The 22,590-nt window shown below is 48.1% G+C and carries 21 protein-coding genes; 11 read left to right on the forward strand and 10 right to left on the reverse strand.

Going from position 1 to position 22,590, the window contains the following annotated elements; all coding sequences use genetic code 11:
• Positions 1 to 10: 10 nt before the first annotated feature.
• The 4 genes from panB to ACOMHB_RS03405 form a co-directional block, all read right to left on the reverse strand.
• Entirely contained in the window at positions 11 to 805 is a 795-nt protein-coding gene (panB, locus tag ACOMHB_RS03390; RefSeq protein WP_448215505.1) for a 3-methyl-2-oxobutanoate hydroxymethyltransferase, read from the reverse strand.
• A 207-nt stretch (positions 806 to 1,012) separates the two neighbouring features.
• On the reverse strand, positions 1,013 to 1,510 hold the full coding sequence (folK, locus tag ACOMHB_RS03395) for a 2-amino-4-hydroxy-6-hydroxymethyldihydropteridine diphosphokinase (protein ID WP_422136598.1): 498 nt from the start codon (positions 1,508 to 1,510) through the stop codon (positions 1,013 to 1,015).
• Positions 1,511 to 1,530: 20 nt separating this feature from the next.
• Positions 1,531 to 3,012: a polynucleotide adenylyltransferase PcnB gene (pcnB, locus tag ACOMHB_RS03400; protein ID WP_448215506.1), complete on the reverse strand. Its 1,482-nt coding sequence runs from the start codon at positions 3,010 to 3,012 to the stop codon at positions 1,531 to 1,533.
• 549 nt (positions 3,013 to 3,561) lie between these two features.
• A complete protein-coding gene (locus ACOMHB_RS03405) occupies positions 3,562 to 4,743 on the reverse strand; it encodes a retroviral-like aspartic protease family protein (RefSeq protein WP_448215507.1) in 1,182 nt (393 codons plus the stop codon).
• 208 nt (positions 4,744 to 4,951) lie between these two features.
• On the opposite strand from ACOMHB_RS03405, the gene elbB reads away from it, so the two are divergent.
• Positions 4,952 to 5,605: an isoprenoid biosynthesis glyoxalase ElbB gene (gene elbB, locus ACOMHB_RS03410; protein ID WP_448215508.1), complete on the forward strand. Its 654-nt coding sequence runs from the start codon at positions 4,952 to 4,954 to the stop codon at positions 5,603 to 5,605.
• A gap of 50 nt (positions 5,606 to 5,655) precedes the next feature.
• Entirely contained in the window at positions 5,656 to 6,408 is a 753-nt protein-coding gene (locus tag ACOMHB_RS03415; RefSeq protein WP_448215509.1) for an RING finger domain-containing protein, read from the forward strand.
• Positions 6,409 to 6,544: 136 nt separating this feature from the next.
• On the opposite strand, the gene ACOMHB_RS03420 is transcribed toward ACOMHB_RS03415, so the two are convergent.
• The gene (locus tag ACOMHB_RS03420; protein WP_448215510.1) at positions 6,545 to 6,796 is read right to left on the reverse strand and encodes an ankyrin repeat domain-containing protein; all 252 of its coding nucleotides are present in this window, start codon (positions 6,794 to 6,796) and stop codon (positions 6,545 to 6,547) included.
• 56 nt (positions 6,797 to 6,852) lie between these two features.
• Between ACOMHB_RS03420 and tnpA the strand changes: the two genes are divergently transcribed.
• The 3 genes from tnpA to tnpC are packed head-to-tail and all read left to right on the forward strand — an operon-like array spanning position 6,853 to position 9,103.
• A complete protein-coding gene (gene tnpA / locus ACOMHB_RS03425; protein WP_448215511.1) occupies positions 6,853 to 7,161 on the forward strand; it encodes an IS66 family insertion sequence element accessory protein TnpA in 309 nt (102 codons plus the stop codon).
• 2 nt (positions 7,162 to 7,163) lie between these two features.
• A complete protein-coding gene (tnpB, locus tag ACOMHB_RS03430; RefSeq protein WP_422452200.1) occupies positions 7,164 to 7,547 on the forward strand; it encodes an IS66 family insertion sequence element accessory protein TnpB in 384 nt (127 codons plus the stop codon).
• A 5-nt stretch (positions 7,548 to 7,552) separates the two neighbouring features.
• A complete protein-coding gene (gene tnpC, locus ACOMHB_RS03435) occupies positions 7,553 to 9,103 on the forward strand; it encodes an IS66 family transposase (protein ID WP_448215512.1) in 1,551 nt (516 codons plus the stop codon).
• Here tnpC and ACOMHB_RS03440 read toward each other — a convergent pair.
• The 3 genes from ACOMHB_RS03440 to ftnA form a co-directional block, all read right to left on the reverse strand.
• Complete coding sequence (locus ACOMHB_RS03440) at positions 9,080 to 9,439, reverse strand: ankyrin repeat domain-containing protein (RefSeq protein ID WP_448215513.1); 360 nt, start codon at positions 9,437 to 9,439, stop codon at positions 9,080 to 9,082. The two genes, tnpC and ACOMHB_RS03440, sit on opposite strands and share 24 nt — an antisense overlap.
• 59 nt (positions 9,440 to 9,498) lie before the next feature.
• A complete protein-coding gene (locus tag ACOMHB_RS03445) occupies positions 9,499 to 11,001 on the reverse strand; it encodes a catalase (RefSeq protein WP_448215514.1) in 1,503 nt (500 codons plus the stop codon).
• A 356-nt stretch (positions 11,002 to 11,357) separates the two neighbouring features.
• The gene (gene ftnA, locus ACOMHB_RS03450; protein WP_422139730.1) at positions 11,358 to 11,873 is read right to left on the reverse strand and encodes a non-heme ferritin; all 516 of its coding nucleotides are present in this window, start codon (positions 11,871 to 11,873) and stop codon (positions 11,358 to 11,360) included.
• Positions 11,874 to 11,978: 105 nt separating this feature from the next.
• Here ftnA and tenA point away from each other — a divergent pair, with 105 nt between their 5' ends.
• Positions 11,979 to 12,665 carry a thiaminase II gene (tenA, locus tag ACOMHB_RS03455; RefSeq protein WP_448215515.1) on the forward strand — a complete coding sequence of 229 codons (687 nt, stop codon included), beginning with the start codon at positions 11,979 to 11,981 and terminating at the stop codon, positions 12,663 to 12,665.
• Between the two features lie 585 nt (positions 12,666 to 13,250).
• A complete protein-coding gene (locus ACOMHB_RS03460) occupies positions 13,251 to 14,369 on the forward strand; it encodes a porin (protein WP_448215516.1) in 1,119 nt (372 codons plus the stop codon).
• 152 nt (positions 14,370 to 14,521) lie between these two features.
• On the opposite strand, the gene cyaY is transcribed toward ACOMHB_RS03460, so the two are convergent.
• The gene (gene cyaY, locus ACOMHB_RS03465; protein WP_448215517.1) at positions 14,522 to 14,845 is read right to left on the reverse strand and encodes an iron donor protein CyaY; all 324 of its coding nucleotides are present in this window, start codon (positions 14,843 to 14,845) and stop codon (positions 14,522 to 14,524) included.
• Between the two features lie 168 nt (positions 14,846 to 15,013).
• On the opposite strand from cyaY, the gene lptM reads away from it, so the two are divergent.
• From lptM to ACOMHB_RS03485, 4 genes are all read left to right on the forward strand, one after another.
• Positions 15,014 to 15,136 (forward strand): LPS translocon maturation chaperone LptM, encoded by a 123-nt coding sequence (lptM, locus tag ACOMHB_RS03470; RefSeq protein WP_422136612.1) that lies wholly within the window; start codon positions 15,014 to 15,016, stop codon positions 15,134 to 15,136.
• A gap of 123 nt (positions 15,137 to 15,259) precedes the next feature.
• On the forward strand, positions 15,260 to 16,528 hold the full coding sequence (gene lysA / locus ACOMHB_RS03475; protein WP_448215518.1) for a diaminopimelate decarboxylase: 1,269 nt from the start codon (positions 15,260 to 15,262) through the stop codon (positions 16,526 to 16,528).
• A 10-nt stretch (positions 16,529 to 16,538) separates the two neighbouring features.
• Positions 16,539 to 17,369, forward strand: a complete 831-nt coding sequence (dapF, locus tag ACOMHB_RS03480) for a diaminopimelate epimerase (protein ID WP_448215519.1) — start codon at positions 16,539 to 16,541, stop codon at positions 17,367 to 17,369.
• The gene (locus ACOMHB_RS03485; RefSeq protein WP_422136615.1) at positions 17,366 to 18,109 is read left to right on the forward strand and encodes a DUF484 family protein; all 744 of its coding nucleotides are present in this window, start codon (positions 17,366 to 17,368) and stop codon (positions 18,107 to 18,109) included. The genes dapF and ACOMHB_RS03485 overlap by 4 nt, the downstream gene beginning before the upstream one ends.
• A 45-nt stretch (positions 18,110 to 18,154) precedes the next feature.
• Here the strand turns inward: ACOMHB_RS03485 and ACOMHB_RS03490 are convergent, their stop codons facing one another.
• Positions 18,155 to 22,291 (reverse strand): CHY zinc finger protein, encoded by a 4,137-nt coding sequence (locus ACOMHB_RS03490; RefSeq protein WP_448215520.1) that lies wholly within the window; start codon positions 22,289 to 22,291, stop codon positions 18,155 to 18,157.
• Positions 22,292 to 22,590: the final 299 nt, after the last annotated feature.

The following is a 22,590-nucleotide window of genomic DNA, read 5'->3' on the forward strand; positions in this document are numbered from 1 at the left end:
ATGGAGAGACTCAATTGAAGCTGTGTTCCGGACCCGGGAAAGTGCCATCTTTAACTTCTGCAACATACCGAGCCACAGCTTCCTGTGGGGTGGCACTGTCTTGCATGTAGTTTTTGACAAACTTGGGCTTGCGGCCTGCTGTTAGATGGAGCATGTCATGGAGGACCAGAATCTGGCCATCGGTTGCGTCTCCGGCACCAATGCCGATAACCGGGATGTCAACGGCTTTGGTGATTTCCCGTGCCAGGTCGTTGGGCACACATTCCAGAAGCAGCATGGCCGCACCGGCAGCCTGCAGATCAATGGCAGCCTGGATCATGCTGTTGGCTCTTTCCTCTTCCCGACCCTGAACCTTGTAGCCGCCAAAGACATTAACAAATTGTGGTGTGAGTCCCATATGGACACAGACAGGAATGCCTTGCTGCCTGAGGCAGGTCACGATAGGAGGCAACCAGCCTTCACCCTCCAGTTTCACCACTTCGGCACCGGCCTGCATGATTCTGGCGGCACTGATGACCGCCTGTTCTTCGGTGGCGTAGGAAGCAAAAGGAAGGTCTGTCATGACCATGGAGTCATGAGCTGCCCTGGCTACACAGCGGGTGTGGTAGCACATGTCATCGACGGTGACGGGAACCGTGCTGCTATTGCCCTGTATGACATTGCCAAGAGAGTCCCCCACCAGAATGACTTCAACCCCCTGAGTGTTGACCAGATGGGCGAGCGTCGCGTCATAGGCCGTCAGGCTGGCAAATTTCTCGCCGGATTGTTTCATGTCGGCCAGGGTTTTCAGGGTTACTTTAGCCATCTATCAGGACCTTGAGCCTTTAGCGTTAACTGGAAAGTGCTTTGTGGCGGATTATACGCAAAGCAGTCAGGTGTGTCAGTGCTTCTGGGGAAGCGTGATTCGGAAGTTTATCGAATGAGCGTAAACCTCCGTACTTTCGTTACGTGCTTTCGCTAAGTGCTTTCGTTACGTGCTTTCGCGACACCCTCTTTCATGTCGGGGAGGATGTCAAAGCCAGGGATACTTTGTTGCCATGACTTCAATGCCTGCGGTTCCGACTTCTGCCAGAAGTGTGGCTGCCTTGCGGCCATCAGGCAGGGTCAGGTCAGGGTCTATATCCAGAAGTGGACAGAGCACAAAGTTTCTCAGATGCATCTGATAGTGGGGCACTGTCAGACGATCGGAATCAATGATTTCATCACCGTACAGGATAATATCAAGATCGAGTGTTCTCGGCCCCCAGTGCACGGTTCTGATTCTGCCATGGTTATTTTCAATGGCTTGTAAGGCGTCCAGTAACGGCAGTGGTGCGAATGTGGTTTCAATCCGAACGGCAGCGTTGTAATAGTCAGGCTGTCCTGCAGGCCCCACCGGTTCACTGATGTAGAGCTTTGAACAGCCTGATAATTCAACTTTGGACAGGGAATCGATGTCGTCCACGGCTCTTTGCAATTGCAGACCGGGATTGTCCAGATTGCTGCCCAGGGCTATATAGACGCTGGTCATAATGCTTCAGCTTCGCTGGTTTATTGCGGTTTGTTCGTAACAGGAGGACGCTTGCGTGGGCGGCGTCTTCTTCGTTTCTGGCCTCCCTTACCACCGGGGCGGGAATGAAGGTCGCGAATCATGCTGTTTCTGTCCTGGTCAGCAGAGTCCTGGATGTCGGTCCACCACTCCCCCGCTCCGTCCAGTGCTTCACCGGCGGCTTCCCTGAGTACCAGAAAATCGTAGGCGGCCCTGAATTTAGGGTGCGCCATCAAGGACTCAATGGCTCTGGGCTGACGGCGTTCCAGTCTGTGCTGCATTTCCCATATATCCCGTACTACCATGGTGAAACGTTTTGGAACCGCAGTGTGAGTACACTGATTGTCCAGCACGACCATGGCTGCCTGTTGCAGAGCGGGTATGGGAGGAATGCCCTGCTCACGGAGATCTCCGGCCAGTCTTTGCAGCGGCGTCCAGAGGAAGGCAGCAAATAAAAAGGCGGGAGTGACGGGTTTGCCACAGGCAATGCGTGAATCGGTACTTTCCAGCGCCCTGATAATCAGTGCTTCAGCAAATTCATCCTGAGCTTCAAGGCTGTGATGTGTTGCCGGGAACAGGTACTGAAGCAGACTGTATTCACGCAGAAGGTGGAAAGTTCTTACCCCTTTGCCTGATTGCAGTAGTTTCAGCACCTCGTCAAACAGCCTGGCCGATGGTATGTCACTCAGCAAATGACCCAGATCATAGATGGGGTCCGCAGTTGCAGGGTCCATATCGAAATCCAGCTTGGCCATAAAGCGCAGCGCCCGTATCATTCGGACCGGATCTTCGTGGTATCGTTTAACCGGATCACCGATCAACCTCAAGATCTGATCTTCAAGATCTTGAAGACCACCGCAGTAATCTATGACAGAGTGATCACGGACGTCGTAATAGAGTGCATTGACGGTAAAGTCTCGACGAATAGCGTCGTCTTTCATTGAGCCATAGACGTTGTCTCTGAGAATCCGTCCGGAATCAGAGTGATCGGACTTGTCCTTGCTGTGGCTATCATTGCGGGCATCATCATGACCGGCCCTGAAGGTGGCGACCTCAATCATTTCGCGACCAAACAGAATATGCACCAGCCTGAATCTTCGACCAATGATCCGTGAGTTACGAAACAGTCTGCGGACCTGTTCAGGCGTTGCATTGGTGGCAACGTCAAAATCCTTGGGGTGCAGGTCCAGGTAAAGGTCCCGGATACAGCCCCCTACCAGGTAGGCTTCATAGCCATTATTGTTCAGTCGGTGAAGTACTTTCAGAGCATTTTCACTGATTTCACGCCGTGAAACAGGGTGGTTTTCTTGAGGAATGCGAGTCTGGTCTTCAGACTGGGATTGGTCAGGCTCCCAAACAGAGTCGGGTTCAGGAAGCTGCGATTCAGGGGGTGCAGAGTCTTTTTCTGTGGATGGCTTAAGCAGGAAGTAAGCAGCAAGCGATATGCCCAGCACCACTAATACTGTAATAATGATGCCTGTCATGATGAGTTTTGCATGAAATCTTTGTTGGTTAGTCAGTAATATCGTCGCGGTGGATCAGATGTACTGCTCCGGTCTGGCGTACATCATAGCATTCCAGTGGGGGATGTTGACACAGGTTTATAGTCTTTAGGAGCTCATATCAGGACATCAGACAGGTGTTAGATAGAAAAGAAAAAAGGGGGAAAGGCAAACCTCCCCCCCTTAGTTGGCGAATCATTATTATTTTTATTGTATCGCCGGAGACTGTAAACGGATGATTTTGCTGGCTACCTTTTCCATGGTGAACCCGGAGGGCATACTGCAAAATAATCAACTTACTTTTGCCCTTATTGTTGTTATTTGGGCAGGGTTATTATTTTTATTATTTGTGCTTATTGTTATTGTTTTGTCAGTCTTCTGCATAGGTTGTGCCAGTTTTTTTAACTTGTTGATTTTTAACAATAATTAAATTATTCGAAGGGGGCAAATCAAGAAAAAGTTACGAGACTTTGTTACTTTCGCAGAGAATAGGTATTAATGCGTAACAGGTGGGGGGGTAACACTTCGGTGTTAACGAGGTGACAGAATCAGGTAGTTGCGGTCCTGGTCGATCTGAAAGTGAAACTGGCCCAGTACATTCATACCCAGCAACCCTTCTGCAAAGGCGTAGTCCAGCTCTAATCCGGCTACTTCCAGGTCTTTGACAATGTATTGACCGAGGTGTAGCTCCTTCACCCGATAAATAGGAGCAAAGACAAACCCGCTGGCTGTTTTCAACTGGGTATGATTCACCCGATGGGCCATTTTCTTGCGTTTAAGCTCTTTCAATAAAGCATTGGGCAAAGTTGTCAGGCTGGCTCCAGTGTCTATCAGCAATCTTGGCTGGCTCTTATCCTGAGTTGACGCTACTACGATGTAGTGGTTGCCTTCACTAAGGAGAGAAATGGCTGAAGCTGGCATTTCCTCGGGTTCTTCCTGAACAGGGGGCAACAGGTCAGACAGTTGTTTGAAAGCCATTCGGCCAAACTCTTCATCGGTCTGCAATAACTCGAGTTCGCGAATGGCATTGTTGGAATCCTCGGCAGACAGGTAACCCTGAGCCATTGCAAACCGGTAAAAGGCACGCTCGGGTTCCATGGTTGCCAGTTTCTGGAAGAGGGGCAGGGTTTCCTGGAGTTGTTGGTTTTTCTGCCTGTTTTCATAGATCATGCGGCTGAGCTTGTGAATACTGTCGGCTGTGTTTTCCAGCTGATCAGGCAGGCTGATGAATGAGCGGACGCTGATCAACACTTCAATGGCTTTCTCCAGCTCCTGCTCCTCGGTGTAGAGCTGGGCCAGCTTTTTCAGAAAAACCGGGTTTTGATAATAATGTTGGGTAAAACGTTCCAGTGCAGCAATACTGTACTCCCTGTGTTCATACCATTCATCTATTTTTTGCAGCAGGACTGTTTCCAGTCGTTGACTAAGTTCCGAATTCTGTCGCTCCTGCCTTTGAAAAATGATCAGGGCGTCATCGTACCTGTGTTCTTCCAGTGCCCGCTCAAAATCAATGATTTCCTGAGGTATGTCAGGCCACTCCAGCGTGTTAGTGAAATCTCCAAGAGGCAGCCAATTCCTGAAGTCCTGATTTTCGAAGTAAGTCTTTTTGCCCTTAACAGCCAACACTTCATGCCACCACCAACCGGTAATCAGGCCAGTGGCAAACATCATGATGGATAATGTTAGAAGTCTTAGAGCCAGAATTTTTTTCAACAGGACAGGGACTCCATTCAAGTATTTTTTCTTCAGTCTAGCTTGACTCCAAAGGGATCGTCGACCAATCCATCTGCGTGTTAATTGTGCAAATTATTTCATCCTTCTTTGCTCTATAGTATTGAAGAGATTTTTTCGCCTGTGGCTGATGATTTTCAGAATCTGTAGTCTGCCGCTCTTTCGTGATGGCATGAAATGGAGACTATCCATGAGTAAAAAAGTAGCTGTTATTCTTTCCGGGTCCGGTGTTTTTGATGGTAGCGAAATCCATGAGGCTGTTTTGACCCTGCTCAGCCTTGATCGCTGCGGAGCCAGTTACCAGTGCTTTGCCCCCGATATACCTCAACATCACGTTATTAATCATGTAACGGGTGAAGAAATGGAAGAAGGCCGCAACGTATTGGTAGAAGCGGCCAGGATTGCCCGGGGTGAGATCAGGCCGCTTGAAGAGTTGAAGGCGGAAGATTTTGATGCCCTGATTCTGCCCGGTGGCTTCGGAGCAGCAAAAAATTTATCGGATTTTGCTTTCAGTGGCAGCGAACTCAAGGTTCAGAGTGGCGTCAGCTTTGCGGTTAAGTCTTTCGCAGAAGCCGAAAAACCTGTTGGGTTGATGTGCATTTCACCTGCTATTGCCGGCCGTATATTTGGTGAAGGTGTTCTGGCCACCATTGGCAATGACGTTGAAACAGCTGCAGCACTGGAGCAGACGGGCGTTAAGCATGTAGAGTGTGCTGTGGATGATATTGTGGTGGATGACCGTCACAAACTGGTGACCACTCCAGCCTATATGATTGCCAGGAGCATCAGTGAAGCCGCTGTCGGGATCGACAAGCTGGTTGATCGTGTTCTGTCTATGGTCTGATTTCCCGAAGCCTTGTCCTCCTTTGTCTGGGATGGCAAGGCTGCTGTTCAGTGGACAGTGGACAGTGGACAGTGGTCAGTTGGCTTGCCCTCCCTTGGGTGATGAATATGCCTCATCTACGCAAATTAGTGATATTTATCTTACTAATATTTTGTGCTGCTTCTTACGGGTATCAAGTTGATACTTATGAAGTGCATATAAGTTTCAACCATAATGTTTCCTATGAAGATTACGACAAGAGTTTTTCCAGTGGTCTGTTGAATTTATTAACTGCTTTCTCGTTATATTATGATGAATATGTAAGTTCCGACCATTCTGCGTCATATGAAGATTACGTACAGAGTTTTTACACTGGTCTTTTGGATTTATTAACCTATCTGTCATTATATTACGATCATCTAAGGCTGCCTTTACGATTATCTGAAATGGTAAATGTTGCTTTATTACGTTTCCTTATATCTAAAAGCGCTAGTAATCATAATTATATATATATTGCTATTTTATCAATAAGCCTATTATCAGGTTTTTTGGCTAATACTGCTTATGACCTAAGCGTATTTTTTAATAGTAATGAAAGCTCGTTATTAGCCATTTTCAGACTCATCGCGAAAATAGCAGAGCACGAATTATCTATAGAAGCTTTCTGCTGCTTGGCAAGACAGCTTTTTCCAGGATTATGTCTTATTTGTTTAGATTCCTTGAAAGACCCTGCAGCTGCGTCCTGTGCAAAACACTGGTATTGCCAGGCATGCATTGATGAATGGGCGAAGCAATCACCTTTCTGCCCTTTATGCGAGCGTTAGTACCCTCCGATGCGCTATTGTCAGGCGCATCAGTCAAGCCGACCGGGGGATCGACAAGCTGGTTGATCGGGTTCTGGTAATGGTCCGATAAGCTAATGACAGACTATGTCCTGCAGTTGCGCTCAACCTTAAAAAATCATTCCGTGTTTTTGGTGGATGTCAGCGCCTGAAGAATATCCTGTTGCCCAAAAACACGGGCAAACTCTTCTGCTGTCTGGCCGGCATTGTTCTGCTGTCGAGGGTCGCACTCACTTTTCATTAACCGGTAAGCCATCTTCAACTCTCCACGGAAGATGGCTGCCATTAATGCGGTATTTCCCCTGTTGTCCTTAAGGCAGGGGTCTGCTCCCTCTGATAAAAGTAACCGCTCATTTGAGGACGTCTTCAAAAATCACAACCTGACTGCCAGCCTTTCCCCTGCAAACAACGCAGGAGATACCTAACGTGAAGCAACTGACAAAACCCTTTACCCGTCTCAACCCTGAGCAGTGGCAACAGATCATTGATCAGCAAATAGCCAGTGGCTTGAGCCAGAAAGCTTTTTGCCAAACTCAAAACATAAGCCTGGCAACATTCACAAACTGGAAACGCAAACTCAGGAATTACAACAACACTGACTCCTTTGATATCGCTCAGGCTTCTGCCCCGGAATGGGTTGAAGTCCCAAACGGGCTGACTGAGCCTCCAGCCAGCTTAAACTGGCAGTTGGAACTTGAGCTGCCCGGTGGTGTTATTCTTCGTATGCGTCGCTGATCATGTTTTTTCCAGAATCTCAGGTTCGGATCTGGCTCTACAACCGGCCCACCGACATGCGTAAATCCTACGACGGCCTGTCTGCCCTGGTGAGAAACAAACTTGAAGAAGACCCACTCAGCGGCCAGCTGTTTGTCTTCATCAACCGCAAACAAACCCAGTGCAAGGTGCTGTATTTTGATCGCAGTGGATACTGTATCTGGAGCAAACGACTGGAACAGGGTCAGTTTCATACTCATGCAGGCAAATCCATCAAGCAAACAATGGCGTGGACAGATCTGAAGCTCATCCTTGAAGGCATTGATACCCGCTGCGTTCAGCAATATAAACGCTACAAACATCAACCGTCCCGTTACACAAAAGGAGAGTCAAAGGTCTATCTTTAACCGCCATGAAATTACCTGTTTCGACCCCCGGCACCACTGACCAGGACCTGCTCCAGCAGATCCTGGTCTTGCTGTCGGAGCGTGATCAGGAAATAGCTTCTCTTAAACATCAGCTGGCCTGGTTTAAACAACAGCTATTTGGTGAAAAATCCGAAAAGCGCCTGATTGAGAATCCGGACCAGCTGGCGCTGGGAGAAATCCTTCAGGACAAGCCTGAAGAGCAGGAAACTCCCACAGAAACCATCACTTACGAACGGCGGAAAAAGAATCGCCCTGAAGACTGTGTGACCGATCAGGGACTGCGCTTTACTGAAGATGTACCGATTGAACTCATCCCGATGCCTGCTGCAGAAATGAAGGGTGAAGACGCAGACCAGTACGAAATCATTGACTACAAGTACACCTATCGGCTGGCGCAGCGCCCTGCCAGCTATGTCATCCTGAAATATCAGCGCGAAGTCGTTCGCCATAAGCCCAGCCAGACGCTAACAACGGTAGCCGCACCATCAGGATTATTTGATCGCAGCTTTGCCGATGTCAGCTTTATCGCAGGTCTGCTGGTAGAGAAGTACCGCTTTCACGCACCGCTTTACCGCCAGCATCAGAAACTTGAGTCCAGTGGTATTACCATCAGCCGTGGAACCCTGACACATCTTGAGCAGCGTGCCGGGCAGTTACTCAAACCCATCGCTGACGAAGTGCTCAACAGCTGTCTGGAAAGTCATGTCCTCACTCTGGATGAAACGCCCGGAAAAGCGGGCCGTAAAAGCAAGGGCAAGATGCAAAGAGGCTACTTCTGGTGTTTTTACGGAGACCAGAATGAGATAGCTTTTACCTTCTCCACCACTCGTTCTGGCAGGGTCGTAGAGCCTTATCTGAAAGAGTATAAGGGGGTCTTGCTGACCGATGGTTATTCGGAATACGACCGCCTGTGCATGAAATATCCCAAAATCATCCATGCCCAGTGCTGGACACATAGCAGGAGGTACTTCGTCAAGTCACAAGAGGTCGAGCCAGAAGCCGCAAAAGAGGCGCTGGACTGCATAGGTGCGATCTATCAAGTCGAAGACGAAATCCGCAAAGCTGGGCTGCAAGGCGAAGCAAAGCAGGAATACCGCCAACAGAATGCCAAGCCACTGGTTGATCAGTTCTTTAACTGGCATAAAGAACAACTTCGTCGCCTGAATCTGGTGAAAAGCAACCCATTGAGCAAGGCTCTTGGCTACGTGAACAAACGGGAAAAAGAGCTACGGCTTTATCTGGATAATCCGGATGTCGCCATTGATACGAATCACCTGGAGCGAAGTCTCAGGTGTATCCCGATGGGGAGAAAGAACTGGCTTTTTTGCTGGACAGAAGAAGGGGCAGTCAATGTAGCCGTGTTCCAGACGTTAATCGTCAGTTGTCTTCTTGCAGGCATTGATCCATACAAGTACTTCGTCGATGTGCTTCAGCGCATCAGTTACCATCCGGCTCGAGATATCCGGGAGCTAATCCCGCGAATCTGGAAAGAGAAATTCGGGGCCAATTCGTTAAAATCCGATCTCGATAAGTAGGGGGAGTCTATACCCTGCTTGAACGCTTACTGATAAAAGCAGTTTAAAAGCATCGGGTTGTCCATTATAGGTAGCCACCATCAGGGCTGTGTAGCCCTTTTGGTTTTTAGCGTTTACCGGAAAGCCAGCTTTCACAAATGTGCTAATCACTTCTGTATCGTTGATACGGGCTGCTGCCAGAAAAAAGTCCGTAAGTTGTCGTGCAGTCTGATCTTTAACGACTTTTTCAGAAGCTGATGGTCTGACTTCAACGGGATAATCAGGAGTATCAGCCTGTAACTGTTGAACAGTGGCAGCGAATCCTAAAAACCATGAAAACAAAATAACTAAACGCATAAATCCACCTTCATTTTGAAGACAGTGGCACACACTTTGTGAGCGCCACTGCAGTGGCGTTATCTGGACATGCTCTTGACGGTTTTCAGGTTGCCGCCAACGGCTTTTGCCAGTTGTTCACCAAATTCCCTGTCAGCCTGATAGAAGTGACTGAGCATGATGTATTTCACATCTTCGTTTTCAACCTTGCCAAGATCTCCAGCCAGATTGCTAACAAGATTTTTGCGCTCCTGTTTGTTGAAGCTGCGATAGAGGACACCTGCCTGAGCAAACGGCAACTGTTTCCTGATAGCTCGCTGCAGATACTCGCCTTCAACAGGTAAAGAGCTATAGCGGCCATTGGCCACTTCCTTTCTTGGGTCTAAACGACTGGGTTGATAGTTAACGTCAGAAGTCTGATTGCCATGGTTGGAGGCGCCGTCCTGATTCCAGTTGCTGACCGTTGCTTTGGCACGGTTAACAGGAATTTGCTGATGGTTGGCGCCCAGACGATACATTTGAGTATCGGCATAGGAAAACACCCGACCCTGTAGCAGGCGATCTTCAGAAGGTTCAATCCCTGGTACAATATTGGCCGGGGCAAAAGCGGACTGTTCCGTTTCCTGGAAGAAGTTGTCCGGTGTCCGGTTCAGCGTCATCGTACCCACTCTGGTCTCTTCGATATCGAGCCACATCTTTGTGGCATCCAGTGGGTTGTAGTCAAAGTCATCCAGTTGTGATGGCTTGAGTACTTTTATGAAAAGATCCCACTTCGGGTAGTCGCCTCTGGCAATGGCTTCATACATATCACGCGTCGCATGACTGAAGTCCCTGCTTTGTATTTCTGCCGCTTCTTCAGCTGTCAGGTTCTTGATGCCCTGGCGACTTTTCCAGTGAAATTTCACGTAGGAAACATCACCGCCAGCATCAACGAATTTGTAGGCATGCACACCAAAGCCGTCCATCTGACGCAGGTTGGCCGGTGTGCCAAAGTCGGAATAAACCCAGGTCAGCATGTGGGTGGATTCAGGAACATGACTGAAGAAATCAAAGAATCGATTCGGGTCTTGCTGATTCGTTACTGGAGACGGTTTTAGTGAATGAACCATATCCGGGAATTTGATGGCATCGCGGATAAAAAACACCGGAAGATTGTTGCCTACCAGATCCCAGTTACCTTCACGAGTATAAAACTTGGTCGCAAAACCTCGCGGGTCACGCAAAGTTTCTGGTGATCCTTTGCCATGGATTACGGTAGAAAAACGAACAAATACCGGAGTGACTTCATCTTTTGTGAAAACAGCGGCGCGTGTTAAATCGGAAATATCACGACTGGCTTTAAATTCACCATAAACACCGGTTCCACGGGCGTGAACAACACGCTCAGGAATTCTCTCCCGGGCAAAACGCTGGAGCTTCTGAATGAGTTGAACATCCTGAAGCAGAACACCACCGTTCTCCCCGGCGGTGTATGAATTCTGGTTGTCACCCACCACTGCTCCGTTATCCCGGGTCAGAGGAGCGGCCTGAAGGGTGGTGGATATGGCAAGGGCAAGTAATGTGCAATACGCAAGCGGTTTCATCGCTTTTATCTCCTAACCTCCATGCAAGCATTTGTAACAGCGAAGATGCTTTCAAAAGGAATTTTTTAAATGTGATTTTTATGGCTAGCCGAGCCAGTCGGTCATAACCAAGCCTGGATTTATTGAATCAGGCGGGAGAGCAAGGAGACAGTTACTTCTCTCTATCTGGACAATAGAGAAAGTTAATGGCTTTAAGTTTGTTGTGTATAAAAGTGTAATAGGGAGGATTTTAAAAATTAGTGAGAAGCCTGTGATAATTCTGTGAGAATTTCCTGTGATATTTTCAAACAGAGCAAGCTTAAGGGAATGGATGAAGGAATCTCCGGGACCATAAAGCTGCTCTGTGAAAGCGCTATCTACGCAGCCGTTACAGGAGGCATGGAGGCTACCAGTTTCAGTACTTCATTGTCGATGTAGTAGAGACCCTTGCCCTCAAAGCCAATCATATCGATTTTATCCAGAATACCTTTGAACAGCTTTTCTTCTTCGTGCTGCTCGGCTACATACCACTGCAGAAAGTTGAAAGTACTATAGTCCTTTTCAGTAAATGCAGTGTGCGCCAGCTCGTTGATACAACGGGTCACTTCGCACTCGTGCTCGTAAGTCCGCTGGAAGATATCTCTTACCGATTCATACTGGTGGGGAGGTGCATTGATTGCACCGATGATAGCCATTGCCCCAGTCTCATTAACATAGTCAAAGAGCTTTTGCATATGCTCCATTTCTTCCCGGGCATGCCGACGCAGAAACTCGTTGCAGCCATCAAGCCCCTGGGCTTCGCACCAGGAAGCCATTTGCAGGTAAAGGTTGGAGGAGTAGAACTCAAGATTGATCTGATCGTTGAGCTTGTCGATCATGGTTTGAGTCAGCATGGTTTTAACCTGTTCGTGCCAAAAACTGAAGTATAACGGCTTGGTGCTCCAGTTAAACATTCAGGGTATGATTTCGCCTTTTTTCACACGCTTCTGGACTGAGTCATGACTTCTCCTTTTGATCATTCCGATACGCTTTACTGCAAAATGAAAACAGCCTGTGCTGATGACTGGCACCGCTATTGTCACCATGAGTTTGTTCAGGGTATTGCGGACGGCACACTGCCTCTGGAAAGCTTCAAGCATTATTTGCAGCAGGACTATCTGTTTCTGATTCACTTCGCCAGAGCTTATGCGCTGGCGGTCTACAAGGCTGATAATCTTGAGGATATGAGGGCAGCTTCCGGCTCCGTGGCCGGGATTCTCTCAGAGATGAATCTTCATCTGGAGTACTGTGCCGAGTGGGGAATGACTGAGCAGGATGTGGTCAGTCAGCCAGAAGCCAGGGCTAATATGGCTTATACCCGCTATGTGCTGGAGCGAGGAATGGCAGGTGATATTCTGGATCTGGAAACTGCCCTCGCCCCCTGTGCAGTAGGCTATGCAGAGATTGGTCTTAGACTGATGAATGACCCAGCAACTAAAAGAGAAGGAAACCCCTATTGGAAATGGATCCAAACCTATGGGGGAGAGGAGTTTGTGCAAGGGGCTGTCAGGCAGGTTGAAGCGATTGAAACACTGGCTGCCAGCCGTTTCTCTGAAGGCCGAATGGACTCTCTTTGTCGTACTTTCAGAGAGGCCACCCGTCTGGAAATTGGCTTCTGGGATATGGGGCTGAATCGGACTTTTTAAGGAACATTATTCAAGGTGAGCTGGAAACAGTTCACTTTGATAAAAATAAACCTTCTGCTTCTAAAGGCTTCTTTTAATCCATTTATCCCGCTGTATGGCTCTGCTTAGTTTGAATGCCGATCTGCCTTACTCTCTCCGAAATCCAATACCTGACACAGGCAGTAATGTTCTGTTTTATTAATAATTTAATCTTTGCCGTTTACTTGTGAGCCGTAAAGTCTCTTTTTTAGCGAAAAAGAGTGTGTTTCCTTAATCAACTTTTACCCGGTTTTTAAAAAATTTACTTAACCATCTGCGCTAAATAGTTACGGTAAAAAGACAGGTCGGGGAGTTCAATAGGTAGGTATCTCTATTTTAATGGTGGCTTTAATTGCGTGTGACCTTAGCCGTATAAGTATAAATCCTCAGCAATATCAAAAATTGAATAAGTATATGAGTTTTAGTGATGTGATGAACGTCCAAGAACTTATAAGAATCCGCATATAACTGCTCGGTCATAGAATGATTTCTAATAGTTCGTGATCACATATAAAAAGCAGAAAAGATCCACACAACACAACACATTGAGTTAGGAGTCCAGTGATCATGCAGAAGAAACTGCTTGCCACTTTAGTCGCTTCCCTCGTTGCCGGTCAGGCAATGGCCCTGGAAGTTTATAACGATGACGTTAACAGCCTGTCAATTGGCGGTAAGATCGGCGCTAAGACCGTTAAGAGCAATGGTTCTGACGCTGAGATGAAAGATGCCAGCCCACGCATCAACTTCAAATACGCTCACAAGTTTTCCAGCGGCTGGACCGGTTCTGCTGTTGCTGAGTGGGGCTTCTACGCTGTTGACGGCGACCAGGACGATCAGTTCTTCAACCGTCTGGGTAATGTTGGCCTGAGCCACGATACCTACGGTGCCTTCACTGCAGGTAAAGCATGGTCTGTAACCTCTGACGTATCTGGCTGGACTGACCAGTTCGCCATCGGTGGTGGTGCTGCTATGGGTGTCTACAGTGGCCGTACAGGTCTGGTAAGTGATGCTGATGCTGCACACGACAATGGTGACACTGATGGTACTGCACGTGCTGACGACGTAATCCAGTATCGCAACAGCTTTGGCGGTCTGAATGTTGGTATCCAGTACCAGCTGAAAGGCACCGGTGGTAAGACTACTGATGAGGATGGTGAGACTGTAGACGGTACTCGTGACTCCAGTTACGGTGTTGTACTGAGCTATGACCTGCCAATGGGTCTGTCTCTGGGTGCTACATACAATGAGGCTAAGTACGTTGAAGAACTGGGCGCTCTGCCACGTTACAACGGTTCTGACAAGTCTACCTCTGCTACCGTTGGCGCCAAGTTCGAAAACGAAGCTCTGTACCTGGCAGCTACCTACGGTCAGTTTGAAAACAAGACTGCTGTAGTCAAAGGCACTCTGGACAAAGAATCTACCGGTATTGAACTGTACGGTAAGTTGGCCCTGCCTCAGGTTGTTGATGGTTTCTACCTGCAGTCTGGTTTCAACCAGCTGACTGCTGACGACACCTACACTGGTGACAAGACTGACGCTCAGTTCACCGACTACATGGTGGGTGCCATCTATGAAACTGGCCCAATGCAGTTCGCTTTCGAATACACCCGTGGTGAGAAAGTCGCTGCTGCTGGCAATAAAGATTTTGACGACACCTACGCCGTGCAGGCTCTTTACTACTTCTAATCATCAGAAGCAGTCAGCCCGGCAGTAAGCAGTATCTGAGGAGGCGCAATCTGCTTCCCCAGACTCTGTCAAAAAAGGCGAAGCTCTATCCGGGTTTCGCCTTCTTGTTTTTTAGGAAACCTGAACCAGGGAAGCTAAAGCTTCACCAGCACTTAAACGGTAAGTTCTACTGCCTCCCCATACTGCTCACTCAAACAGCGATTCAATACCTGCATAAACGCTTCGCCGTTGCTGTCAGCAATCCACTGTTCTTTGCCTTCATCGTAATCGAAGTGAAAGCCGCCGCCTTTGGCGGCCAGCCATAATTGCAGCACGGGTGTCTGGCGGCTCAGAATGACCTTGGAGTTGTCTTCACAGGTCAGAGTGAGAATGCCTGCGGCGGTTTCATAATCAATATCCAGCCCTGCCTCTTCTATGGCGTCTTCAATAGTGACCATCAGGTCGTCCAGGAGGTCATGATATTCGCTTTCGTTCATCAGTGTATCCGTCAGTTAGGGCTATCGCCGCTGTTTGATGCAGATTATACTCAGCGGTTGATCATTGCTGAAACAGCCTTTTCAAAGAAGGGCTGTTCTGGTGGTGAATGACTATCCACACAGCCCTGAGCGAATTCAGCTCATGGTAAAAAGTACAAGGAGCCTTTCATGAGAGCCCTTATTGCCCTCATGTTCACCACTCTTCTGCTTGCCGGGTGCGGTCAGAAAGGGGATTTGTATCTTCCAAAGGATGGTGACACCCAGCAGTTGACTCATGGTGGGTCAGAGTAATCAGTCTCCGGGGAGAGACAGACGACTGAAGTGCATAGATGCCTAAAGTGCATGGATGCCTCAAGCCCGGAAAAGTAGAATAATGCTCCCCAGAAATTTTATGACAGAGAGTAAGACAGTCTGATGGATTGGTTTCCCAGCCGTGACGGTGAGCTTTATGCTGAACAGGTTCCCGTTACTGAAATTGCTGAACAGTTTGGTACCCCGGCCTACATCTATTCCCGCAAAGGGTTTGAAGAAGGGTTTAAAGCCTACAAACAGGCGCTGGAAGGGTGGCCTCACCTGATTTGTTACGCCGTCAAAGCTAACAGCAACCTGGCGGTTCTGAATGTTCTGGCAAAACTGGGAGCGGGTTTTGACATCGTTTCCGTTGGTGAACTGGAGCGGGTTATTGCTGCCGGCGGTGAAGCCTCTAAAGTGGTTTTCTCCGGTGTCGGCAAACAGCGTCATGAAATCAGAAGAGCCCTGGAACTGGGTATTCACTGCTTCAATATTGAGTCAGAAACGGAGCTGGAAAGAATCCAGCAAGAAGCAGAAATCATGGGCAAAGTGGCCGCTGTTTCTGTCCGGGTGAATCCGGATGTCGATGCCCGGACCCACCCTTATATTTCTACGGGTCTGAAAGACAACAAGTTCGGTATTGATATCAAGGCTGCGCCTGCCGTTTACCAGCGGGCAGCTGAGCTAGCGAATATCGAAGTGGTGGGTGTGGACTGTCATATCGGCTCTCAGCTCACCACCAAAGAGCCCTTTATTGATGCTCTTGATCGTCTATTGCTGCTGGTTGATCAGCTTCGTGAAATGGGTATTATTCTGAAGCATCTGGATATTGGTGGTGGCCTGGGTATTTCTTACGAAAAACACGAACAGCCACCGACACCCTCAGAATATCTGGGGCAAGTGAGAGAGCACCTGGCTGCCAACGAGCACCACAAGCACCTGAAAATTGTGGTTGAGCCCGGGCGATCTATTGCCGCACAGGCAGGGATGCTGATCACTGAAGTTGAGCTGATCAAACAGTCTGACCATAAGGCTTTCGCCGTGGTTGATGCGGCCATGAATGATCTTTTGCGTCCTTCAATCTACAGCGCCTGGCATGGTATTGAACCGGTGGTGCGCAACGACGAGAGAGGGGAGCTATTGTGCGATGTGGTCGGGCCCATTTGTGAGACCGGAGACTTTCTGGGTAAAGACAGAAAGCTGAAAGTGGCTGAAGGCGATTTGCTGGCGGTCCACTCTGCCGGTGCCTATGGCTTTGGAATGAGCTCCAATTATAATTCCCGTTGTCGCCCTGCTGAAATTATGGTCGATGGTGATCAGGTACATCTGGTTCGTCGCCGGGAAAAGCTGGCTGACCAGTGGGCCAACGAAATACTGCTGCCAGAAGGATAATTATTGCGCTATGTTGTTGCACTTCACAAAAATGCACGGCCTGGGCAATGACTTTATGGTTGTTGACAGAGTCACCCAGTCCATACGCATTACGCCGGAAAAAATCCGCAGCCTGTCTGACCGGAATTTTGGAATTGGTTTTGATCAGTTGCTGATGGTTGAGCCGCCCACCGATCCCGATATGGATTTCCGTTATCGGATCTTCAATGCCGACGGCAGTGAAGTGGAGCAATGTGGCAATGGTGCCCGTTGTTTTGCCCGTTTTGTCAGGGACAAGAAACTGATTGGACGTGACACCATTCGTGTTCAGACTTCAGGTGGCAATATGGAACTCACCATTGAAGACAATGGCGATGTTACGGTGGACATGGGTATTCCGGTGCTGGAGCCTCAACAGATTCCGTTCAACGCACCATCCATGCAAACCACCTATGACCTTGATGTGGACGGAGAGCGTCTGACTATAGGGGCAGTTTCCATGGGCAATCCTCACGCCGTATGGCGGGTGGAGGATATTAACCGGGCACCGGTTGAATCAATGGGTCCCAAACTGGAAGGCCATAGTCGTTTTCCAAAACGCTGTAATGCCGGTTTTATGCAGGTACTGGATGCCACAGAGATCAACCTCCGGGTTTATGAGCGAGGCGTGGGTGAAACCCTGGCTTGTGGTTCCGGTGCCTGTGCGGCGGTTGTCGCGGGTCGTTTACAAGGACTTCTGGATGAAGAGGTTCGGGTTAATCTTACCGGTGGCAGTCTTCTGATTCGTTGGCGGGGAGAAGGTCACCCGGTTATGATGACAGGGAGTGCCACCAGGGTATTCGAAGGACAAACAAGGATATGACAGACTCGGCCACCAGTGATAAAGCCTCAAACAAGAAAAACGCTGGCAGAGAAAACCAGATCACTGCTATGACGGCAGATCAGGTGATTCAGTATCTGAAGAACCATCCTGACTTTTTTTTGAATCAGGATGAACTGCTGTTGGATCTCAAGATTCCCCATGAAAGAGGGGAAGCTATTTCACTGGTTGAACGTCAGTTACAACTGCTCAGGAAACACAATCTTGAGTTGCGGCGCAGGCTTGGCAAACTGGTGGACGTTGCCCGGGATAACGATCGCCTGTTCGAACAGACTCGCAAACTGGTGCTTGGTATGCTGGAAAGTCAGGATCTTGAGCAGGCGACTGAAACCCTCAAAGATGGTCTGGAGCAGGATTTTGAAATCGATTTTCATTCCCTGATTCTGTTTACCCGCCAACCAGCCAATCTGACCATCCGGGAAGAAGATCCTGATACAGCGGATGAAATTCTGGGTGATCTGCTTTCAGGCTTCAGGGATAAACAATCTTCCGGTCAAAAGGTCATCTGTGGCCGAATGAAGTCCCGCGAACTGGAATTCCTGTTTCCGGACAACCATGGGGAAATCGGTTCAGTGGCACTGGCGCCATTGAATTTCCCGGATAAAGTGGGTGTTTTGGCACTGGGCAGCCGGGATGAAAATCATTTTCGGGCTTCCATGGGCAGCCTGTTCATTGGTTATCTCAGTGATGTGACCAGCCGCGTCTTGAGTCGTCTTATCTGAAGGAGAGTAAGTAAACCAGCGACGACTATTAAATCCGCTATACGGTTAATCATTGTGTTCATGTTCCTGACTAGAACTAAATAGGGGGTGCCTGCAAACAGGGCAGGTTCTTACCCCGTTATTAATCATTGCTATGGCACATTCCTTATGGACTTTGTGGGAGCAGGCTAATATCTGGCAGCCGCTAAAGGCATCTTCCAGACAGATGCAGCATTCATCGTGGCCTGAGTTTTCCCGACATTTGTGATTGCCCAATAGCCTGTTATCAAGGCAGACACCGCAAACATCACAGTGAAAGGAATTATCTGAGTTTATTCGGCAAATACCACATTTATCGCAGTGATGCGGTTTATTATGTGCTGTGGTGAAGTGTTTGCAAATTGCGCAGTAATATTCCGACATTTGCTCTCCACATCCGGGGCATGTCTGGGAATCTTCATTAATTTCTCCCTCATATCCACACAGAGAACACTTAAGCCGAACTGCATTGAGAGCCTTATGTGTAGCTGTACATGAAGGATCCTTGTTTTCGTTATGACATCTATGGCAGGGGAAATACCCCGGACAGCAAGGAAAACCCACAGAGCAGAATCTCCGGTAATGCTGGCACCCTGCTCCGTGAGACTCTTGCAGTGGAAGCCGTTGTAAATCTACGTTTGAACAGCCTGCCTGCTCATCGGCCGGGTTTGCATGCCCGCTTTGTGTGCACGGCTGCTGGTAAGTGGCAGAATATGGGTCAATGATCTGCCAAGTGTTGGCTGCGGCCATCTGTTGATTTTCTCCATCAGGCATATCGCTTACAGATGGTGGCCCTGAATCGGAGGAGTCAGACGAGTTTTCCAGCTCATTGTGAGTGATCGAGTGATCGTGAGAAACAAAATCGGCTGAGATTCGCATCGTCGGCCAGACCTCTGCCATAGGTTGATCTGTTCGATCATTCATGCGGTTTGCTGATCGTAGCTGACGAAGCTCACGCATCAATATTGAATATTGGTTATTCAAGCTTCTGTTTTGATCTTCAAAATAAGTTACGCAGCCTCGCAACCCCTCAATATCTGCATTTAATTCTTGATTCTTTATCGTTAATTCATGATTTTCTACATTTAAGTTACGATTCTCTATATCTGAATTTTGATTTTCTATTCTTAATCTTTGGTTCTCTGTTCTTAACATTTGGTTCAATTCTCTTAACTGTTCGTTTTGTCCAGTTAACTTTGCAATCTTTTCTTTATCTTTCTCCTGATCGCATCTTTGCAGCTCAATCATTTCTGTAAGCCAGTGGTATTGATTTGTAGCATGTTCTAACTCTCTTAAACTGCTATTCAAGTTTCCAAGTTCATAAAGGGCAGGGTTTTCGAATGCATTAAATGCATTTTCCGGAGCAATCGGTGAAGGATTTGAAGGCAGTCCGTTGCTATCCAACATCTGTGCAGGCAAAGAAGGTTGGGGATAAGTTTGGGCGACGAGAAGAGAAGCATCGGTCGTATGTTTACTTAAGAAGTCTTGATTTATCCCTGTCACTTCCATATCGGATCGGTCACGTGCTCTACTGGCATGATCAGCACCGTGTGAACGTCCTGCCTGTAATCGCCTTTCGAAAGGGCCGATTCGCTGATTGGTAAGTGCAGGCTGCTTTGGCCTTGCTCCCTGCTGTAAATATCTGTTTGTTGGTACGTTAGGGGTGCTGCCGGTGGCGCCAGAGGCACTTTGGAAGCTATCAAAAGGCCGGATTGAATTCGTGTTTGCACTTGCCCGGAAGCTATTGAGAGGCCAGATTAAATTAGTGTTTGCACTTGCCCGGAAGCTATCAACTGGTCGAACTGAATCGGTGAATGAACTTGCCTGAGAGCTATCAACAGGCCGGATTGAATTCGTGTTTGCACTTGCCCGGAAGCTATCAACTGGTCGAACTGAATCGGTAAATGAATTTGCCTGTAAGCTATCAACAGGCTGGATTGAATGAGTGTTTGCACTGGCCTGGAAGCTATCAACTGGTTGGACTGAATCGGTGAGTGAATTTGCCTGCAAGCTATCAACTGGTTGGACTGAATCGGTCAATGAGCTTGCCTGGAAGCTATCAGCTGGTTGGACTGAATCAGTGAATGAACTTGCCTGTAAGCTATCCACAGGCTGGATTGAATCGGAGAATGGGCTTGCATTGCTGACAATTATTTCGTTGGAGGTATTATCACCGTTACACTCGGATTGATGTTCATCAGGTTCGGGGCAGGCTCCGTCAGTTGTGTCGTCGGAGATATAATCTCTGTTACGGATTACAGACGCTTGAAGCGAAGACTCTTTTGGCGAAGGCGCTTGTGATGATGAGTAAGATTGCACCTGCCTCAAGAGTTTATCTGAAAAGCTTAATAATTCTTGAAACGACGGGTGCTGATCAAATTGCGTAATATCTATAAAAGGCTTGGGAAATGTAAATGGCCTTGCGTGGAACAAAATATTACTTCGTGTGGTTATATCTGATACTTTTCCTAACAGTTCACGAATAGGCCCAAGCGGTTTTTCATAGAACAGGAACAATTGAACAAAGTATTCAGTAAAGCAACACTGTTCAAATTGTCCTATTGGTGGCTCTTGGTCAGATTGATTGACCCTGTCAATTATATCCTGAACAATCTTATACAAAATCATCAGGTTGTTATCGGCAGCTTCCGGCAGTGCCTGCTCAGGTGGAATAATCGGTTCACTTGCAGACAGGGTGCCAAGGTCATTCAAAGCCTGTGTTTCATCGCTCGTGGCTTCAATCAGCTGCCTGATAAACCCGTTGCGCACTGAGTTCTCACGGTAAGTACGCTGCAGTTCCAGTACCGCCTCAAGAGGAGTGACAGCATTACCCCTGGTGTTTGTGCTTTTGGTTTCCAGAACCTGCAAACGCTCAGGCATGTCCAGCTCATTCAGTATTCGCCTTAGCTTGTGAACGGCGTTGGGGTCGTTGCTCTTAATGATGGCGACAAGTTGGTTCGCAAGTACCTGAAGGTCCTGAGTCCCGGTGTTTTCTTCATTCTCATCTTCATTGTCGTCTTTTCTGTTATTCCAATCTTCACTGCTATCATCACCTTCCCCCGGTGATCTGCTCTCCTGACCTTCAGGTTCATCTCTTTGTTCTTTTTGTTGATAGTTATTTTCGTCCTTTGATTCTCTGTCTGGTGCCTTGCCAGTAGGTTCACCATCGCCATTGCCCGCTTTCAGGCCACTTGTCTTCAGGGCTGTGCGCTCAAGAAATAGTTTCAAACAGCCAAGCTGCCACTGAAGACTTTCGCTGGCCGGGCAAGAATTGGCGGCACGCTGCAAGAGGGTGTTCCAGAAATTAACATCGGTCAGTTGATTTATATCCAGGAAGTCAAGCCAACCAATGGGTATAACGGCCTCACTGGAAGAGCCATCTGCGTTGACGCGTGTCATCTTCAGACGGGCCGGAGACAGTTGTTCCTGAAACGAGATAGAATCCTTACCAATAGACATCAGCCAATTGATGATGGGGTTGAGGATAACCAGGTCTATTTCGAATAATCCCGATGGTCTGCCCCCACCACCTCCCCAGGGGGGAGGGGGAGGCAAGTAGAAGAAGCCGCCATTGCCACCACTGGGAAAATTGCCCGTGCCAGTGAACTGGCCTCCTGTCGATGACAGTGTGTTATTTCGGGTTTGACCGGTTTCCAGTCCACTGTTTGCTATGTTGTCGGGGTGGACCAGAAGGGTCATTGGAGCAGTATGGGGCTCGTCCTTCAGCGGTTGATCGGTGGTTACAGAAGTCAACTCTGGTCTGTCTGCCGACGTGGATTTTAAGCGAACAAGCGTGCCATTTTCAGAGTTACCCTTTGAGACATCCTGGAAGATGGGTGTTTGCTCTTCCTCCATTATCAGTAGCTGATAGCAATAGTCACTCAAGTCGTTCGTGAGCGATATTGCGATACTGTTCGAATCTTCTGGAGTCACAGGTGCCTTAAAGCAGAGAATGCTTTTTCGGTCATTAAAACCTTTCGGAAGCAGCAAGTTTACTTGCCACTGACTGACACCCTGCGGATCTGCAGCATCATTGATTTCAATCCGAACCCTGCTCCCGTCGAAATGATGTCGGTCAATGAGGGTTGAGGAATAGCATAACGGCACAACCACCATAGCAAGCGGGAAAAGAACAAACGCCATAAATAAACGGTAAAAATGCATTCAAATCTTTCTATATAATTATGTTAATAACACCAATTCCACCCTCCTTGTCTGATATAAAAACGTCCGGACAATCTGTGCCGACTTTCTACTCTGGAAAAACAAAAGAGCATTATTGAGCGGTTTTATTATTCTTGGAACAAACAGATAATAGACAAGAATTTCTGAATTGCTATGTGGGTTGCATGCCTTTTATCGTAAAGCCTTTGGAAGCAGCAAACTCTGCACCGCCAGAAACTGCACAATAGCCCCTCCTTCCTGCACTATAAACATCAAGTGATTACCGGCGGTGATTATTT

Source organism: Endozoicomonas sp. 2B-B (assembly GCF_053470045.1).

Coding starts and splice junctions, on each gene's coding strand:
- folK (WP_422136598.1), bottom strand. CDS start 1,510: ATGACCAGCGTCTATATAGCCCTGGGCAGCAATCTGGACAATCCCGGT.
- dapF (WP_448215519.1), top strand. CDS start 16,539: ATGTTGTTGCACTTCACAAAAATGCACGGCCTGGGCAATGACTTTATG.
- ACOMHB_RS03445 (WP_448215514.1), bottom strand. CDS start 11,001: ATGAAACCGCTTGCGTATTGCACATTACTTGCCCTTGCCATATCCACC.
- elbB (WP_448215508.1), top strand. CDS start 4,952: ATGAGTAAAAAAGTAGCTGTTATTCTTTCCGGGTCCGGTGTTTTTGAT.
- ACOMHB_RS03460 (WP_448215516.1), top strand. CDS start 13,251: ATGCAGAAGAAACTGCTTGCCACTTTAGTCGCTTCCCTCGTTGCCGGT.
- tnpB (WP_422452200.1), top strand. CDS start 7,164: ATGTTTTTTCCAGAATCTCAGGTTCGGATCTGGCTCTACAACCGGCCC.
- ACOMHB_RS03440 (WP_448215513.1), bottom strand. CDS start 9,439: ATGCGTTTAGTTATTTTGTTTTCATGGTTTTTAGGATTCGCTGCCACT.
- pcnB (WP_448215506.1), bottom strand. CDS start 3,012: ATGACAGGCATCATTATTACAGTATTAGTGGTGCTGGGCATATCGCTT.
- ACOMHB_RS03490 (WP_448215520.1), bottom strand. CDS start 22,291: ATGCATTTTTACCGTTTATTTATGGCGTTTGTTCTTTTCCCGCTTGCT.
- ftnA (WP_422139730.1), bottom strand. CDS start 11,873: ATGCTGACTCAAACCATGATCGACAAGCTCAACGATCAGATCAATCTT.
- lptM (WP_422136612.1), top strand. CDS start 15,014: ATGAGAGCCCTTATTGCCCTCATGTTCACCACTCTTCTGCTTGCCGGG.
- ACOMHB_RS03485 (WP_422136615.1), top strand. CDS start 17,366: ATGACAGACTCGGCCACCAGTGATAAAGCCTCAAACAAGAAAAACGCT.
- panB (WP_448215505.1), bottom strand. CDS start 805: ATGGCTAAAGTAACCCTGAAAACCCTGGCCGACATGAAACAATCCGGC.
- tenA (WP_448215515.1), top strand. CDS start 11,979: ATGACTTCTCCTTTTGATCATTCCGATACGCTTTACTGCAAAATGAAA.
- lysA (WP_448215518.1), top strand. CDS start 15,260: ATGGATTGGTTTCCCAGCCGTGACGGTGAGCTTTATGCTGAACAGGTT.
- cyaY (WP_448215517.1), bottom strand. CDS start 14,845: ATGAACGAAAGCGAATATCATGACCTCCTGGACGACCTGATGGTCACT.
- tnpC (WP_448215512.1), top strand. CDS start 7,553: ATGAAATTACCTGTTTCGACCCCCGGCACCACTGACCAGGACCTGCTC.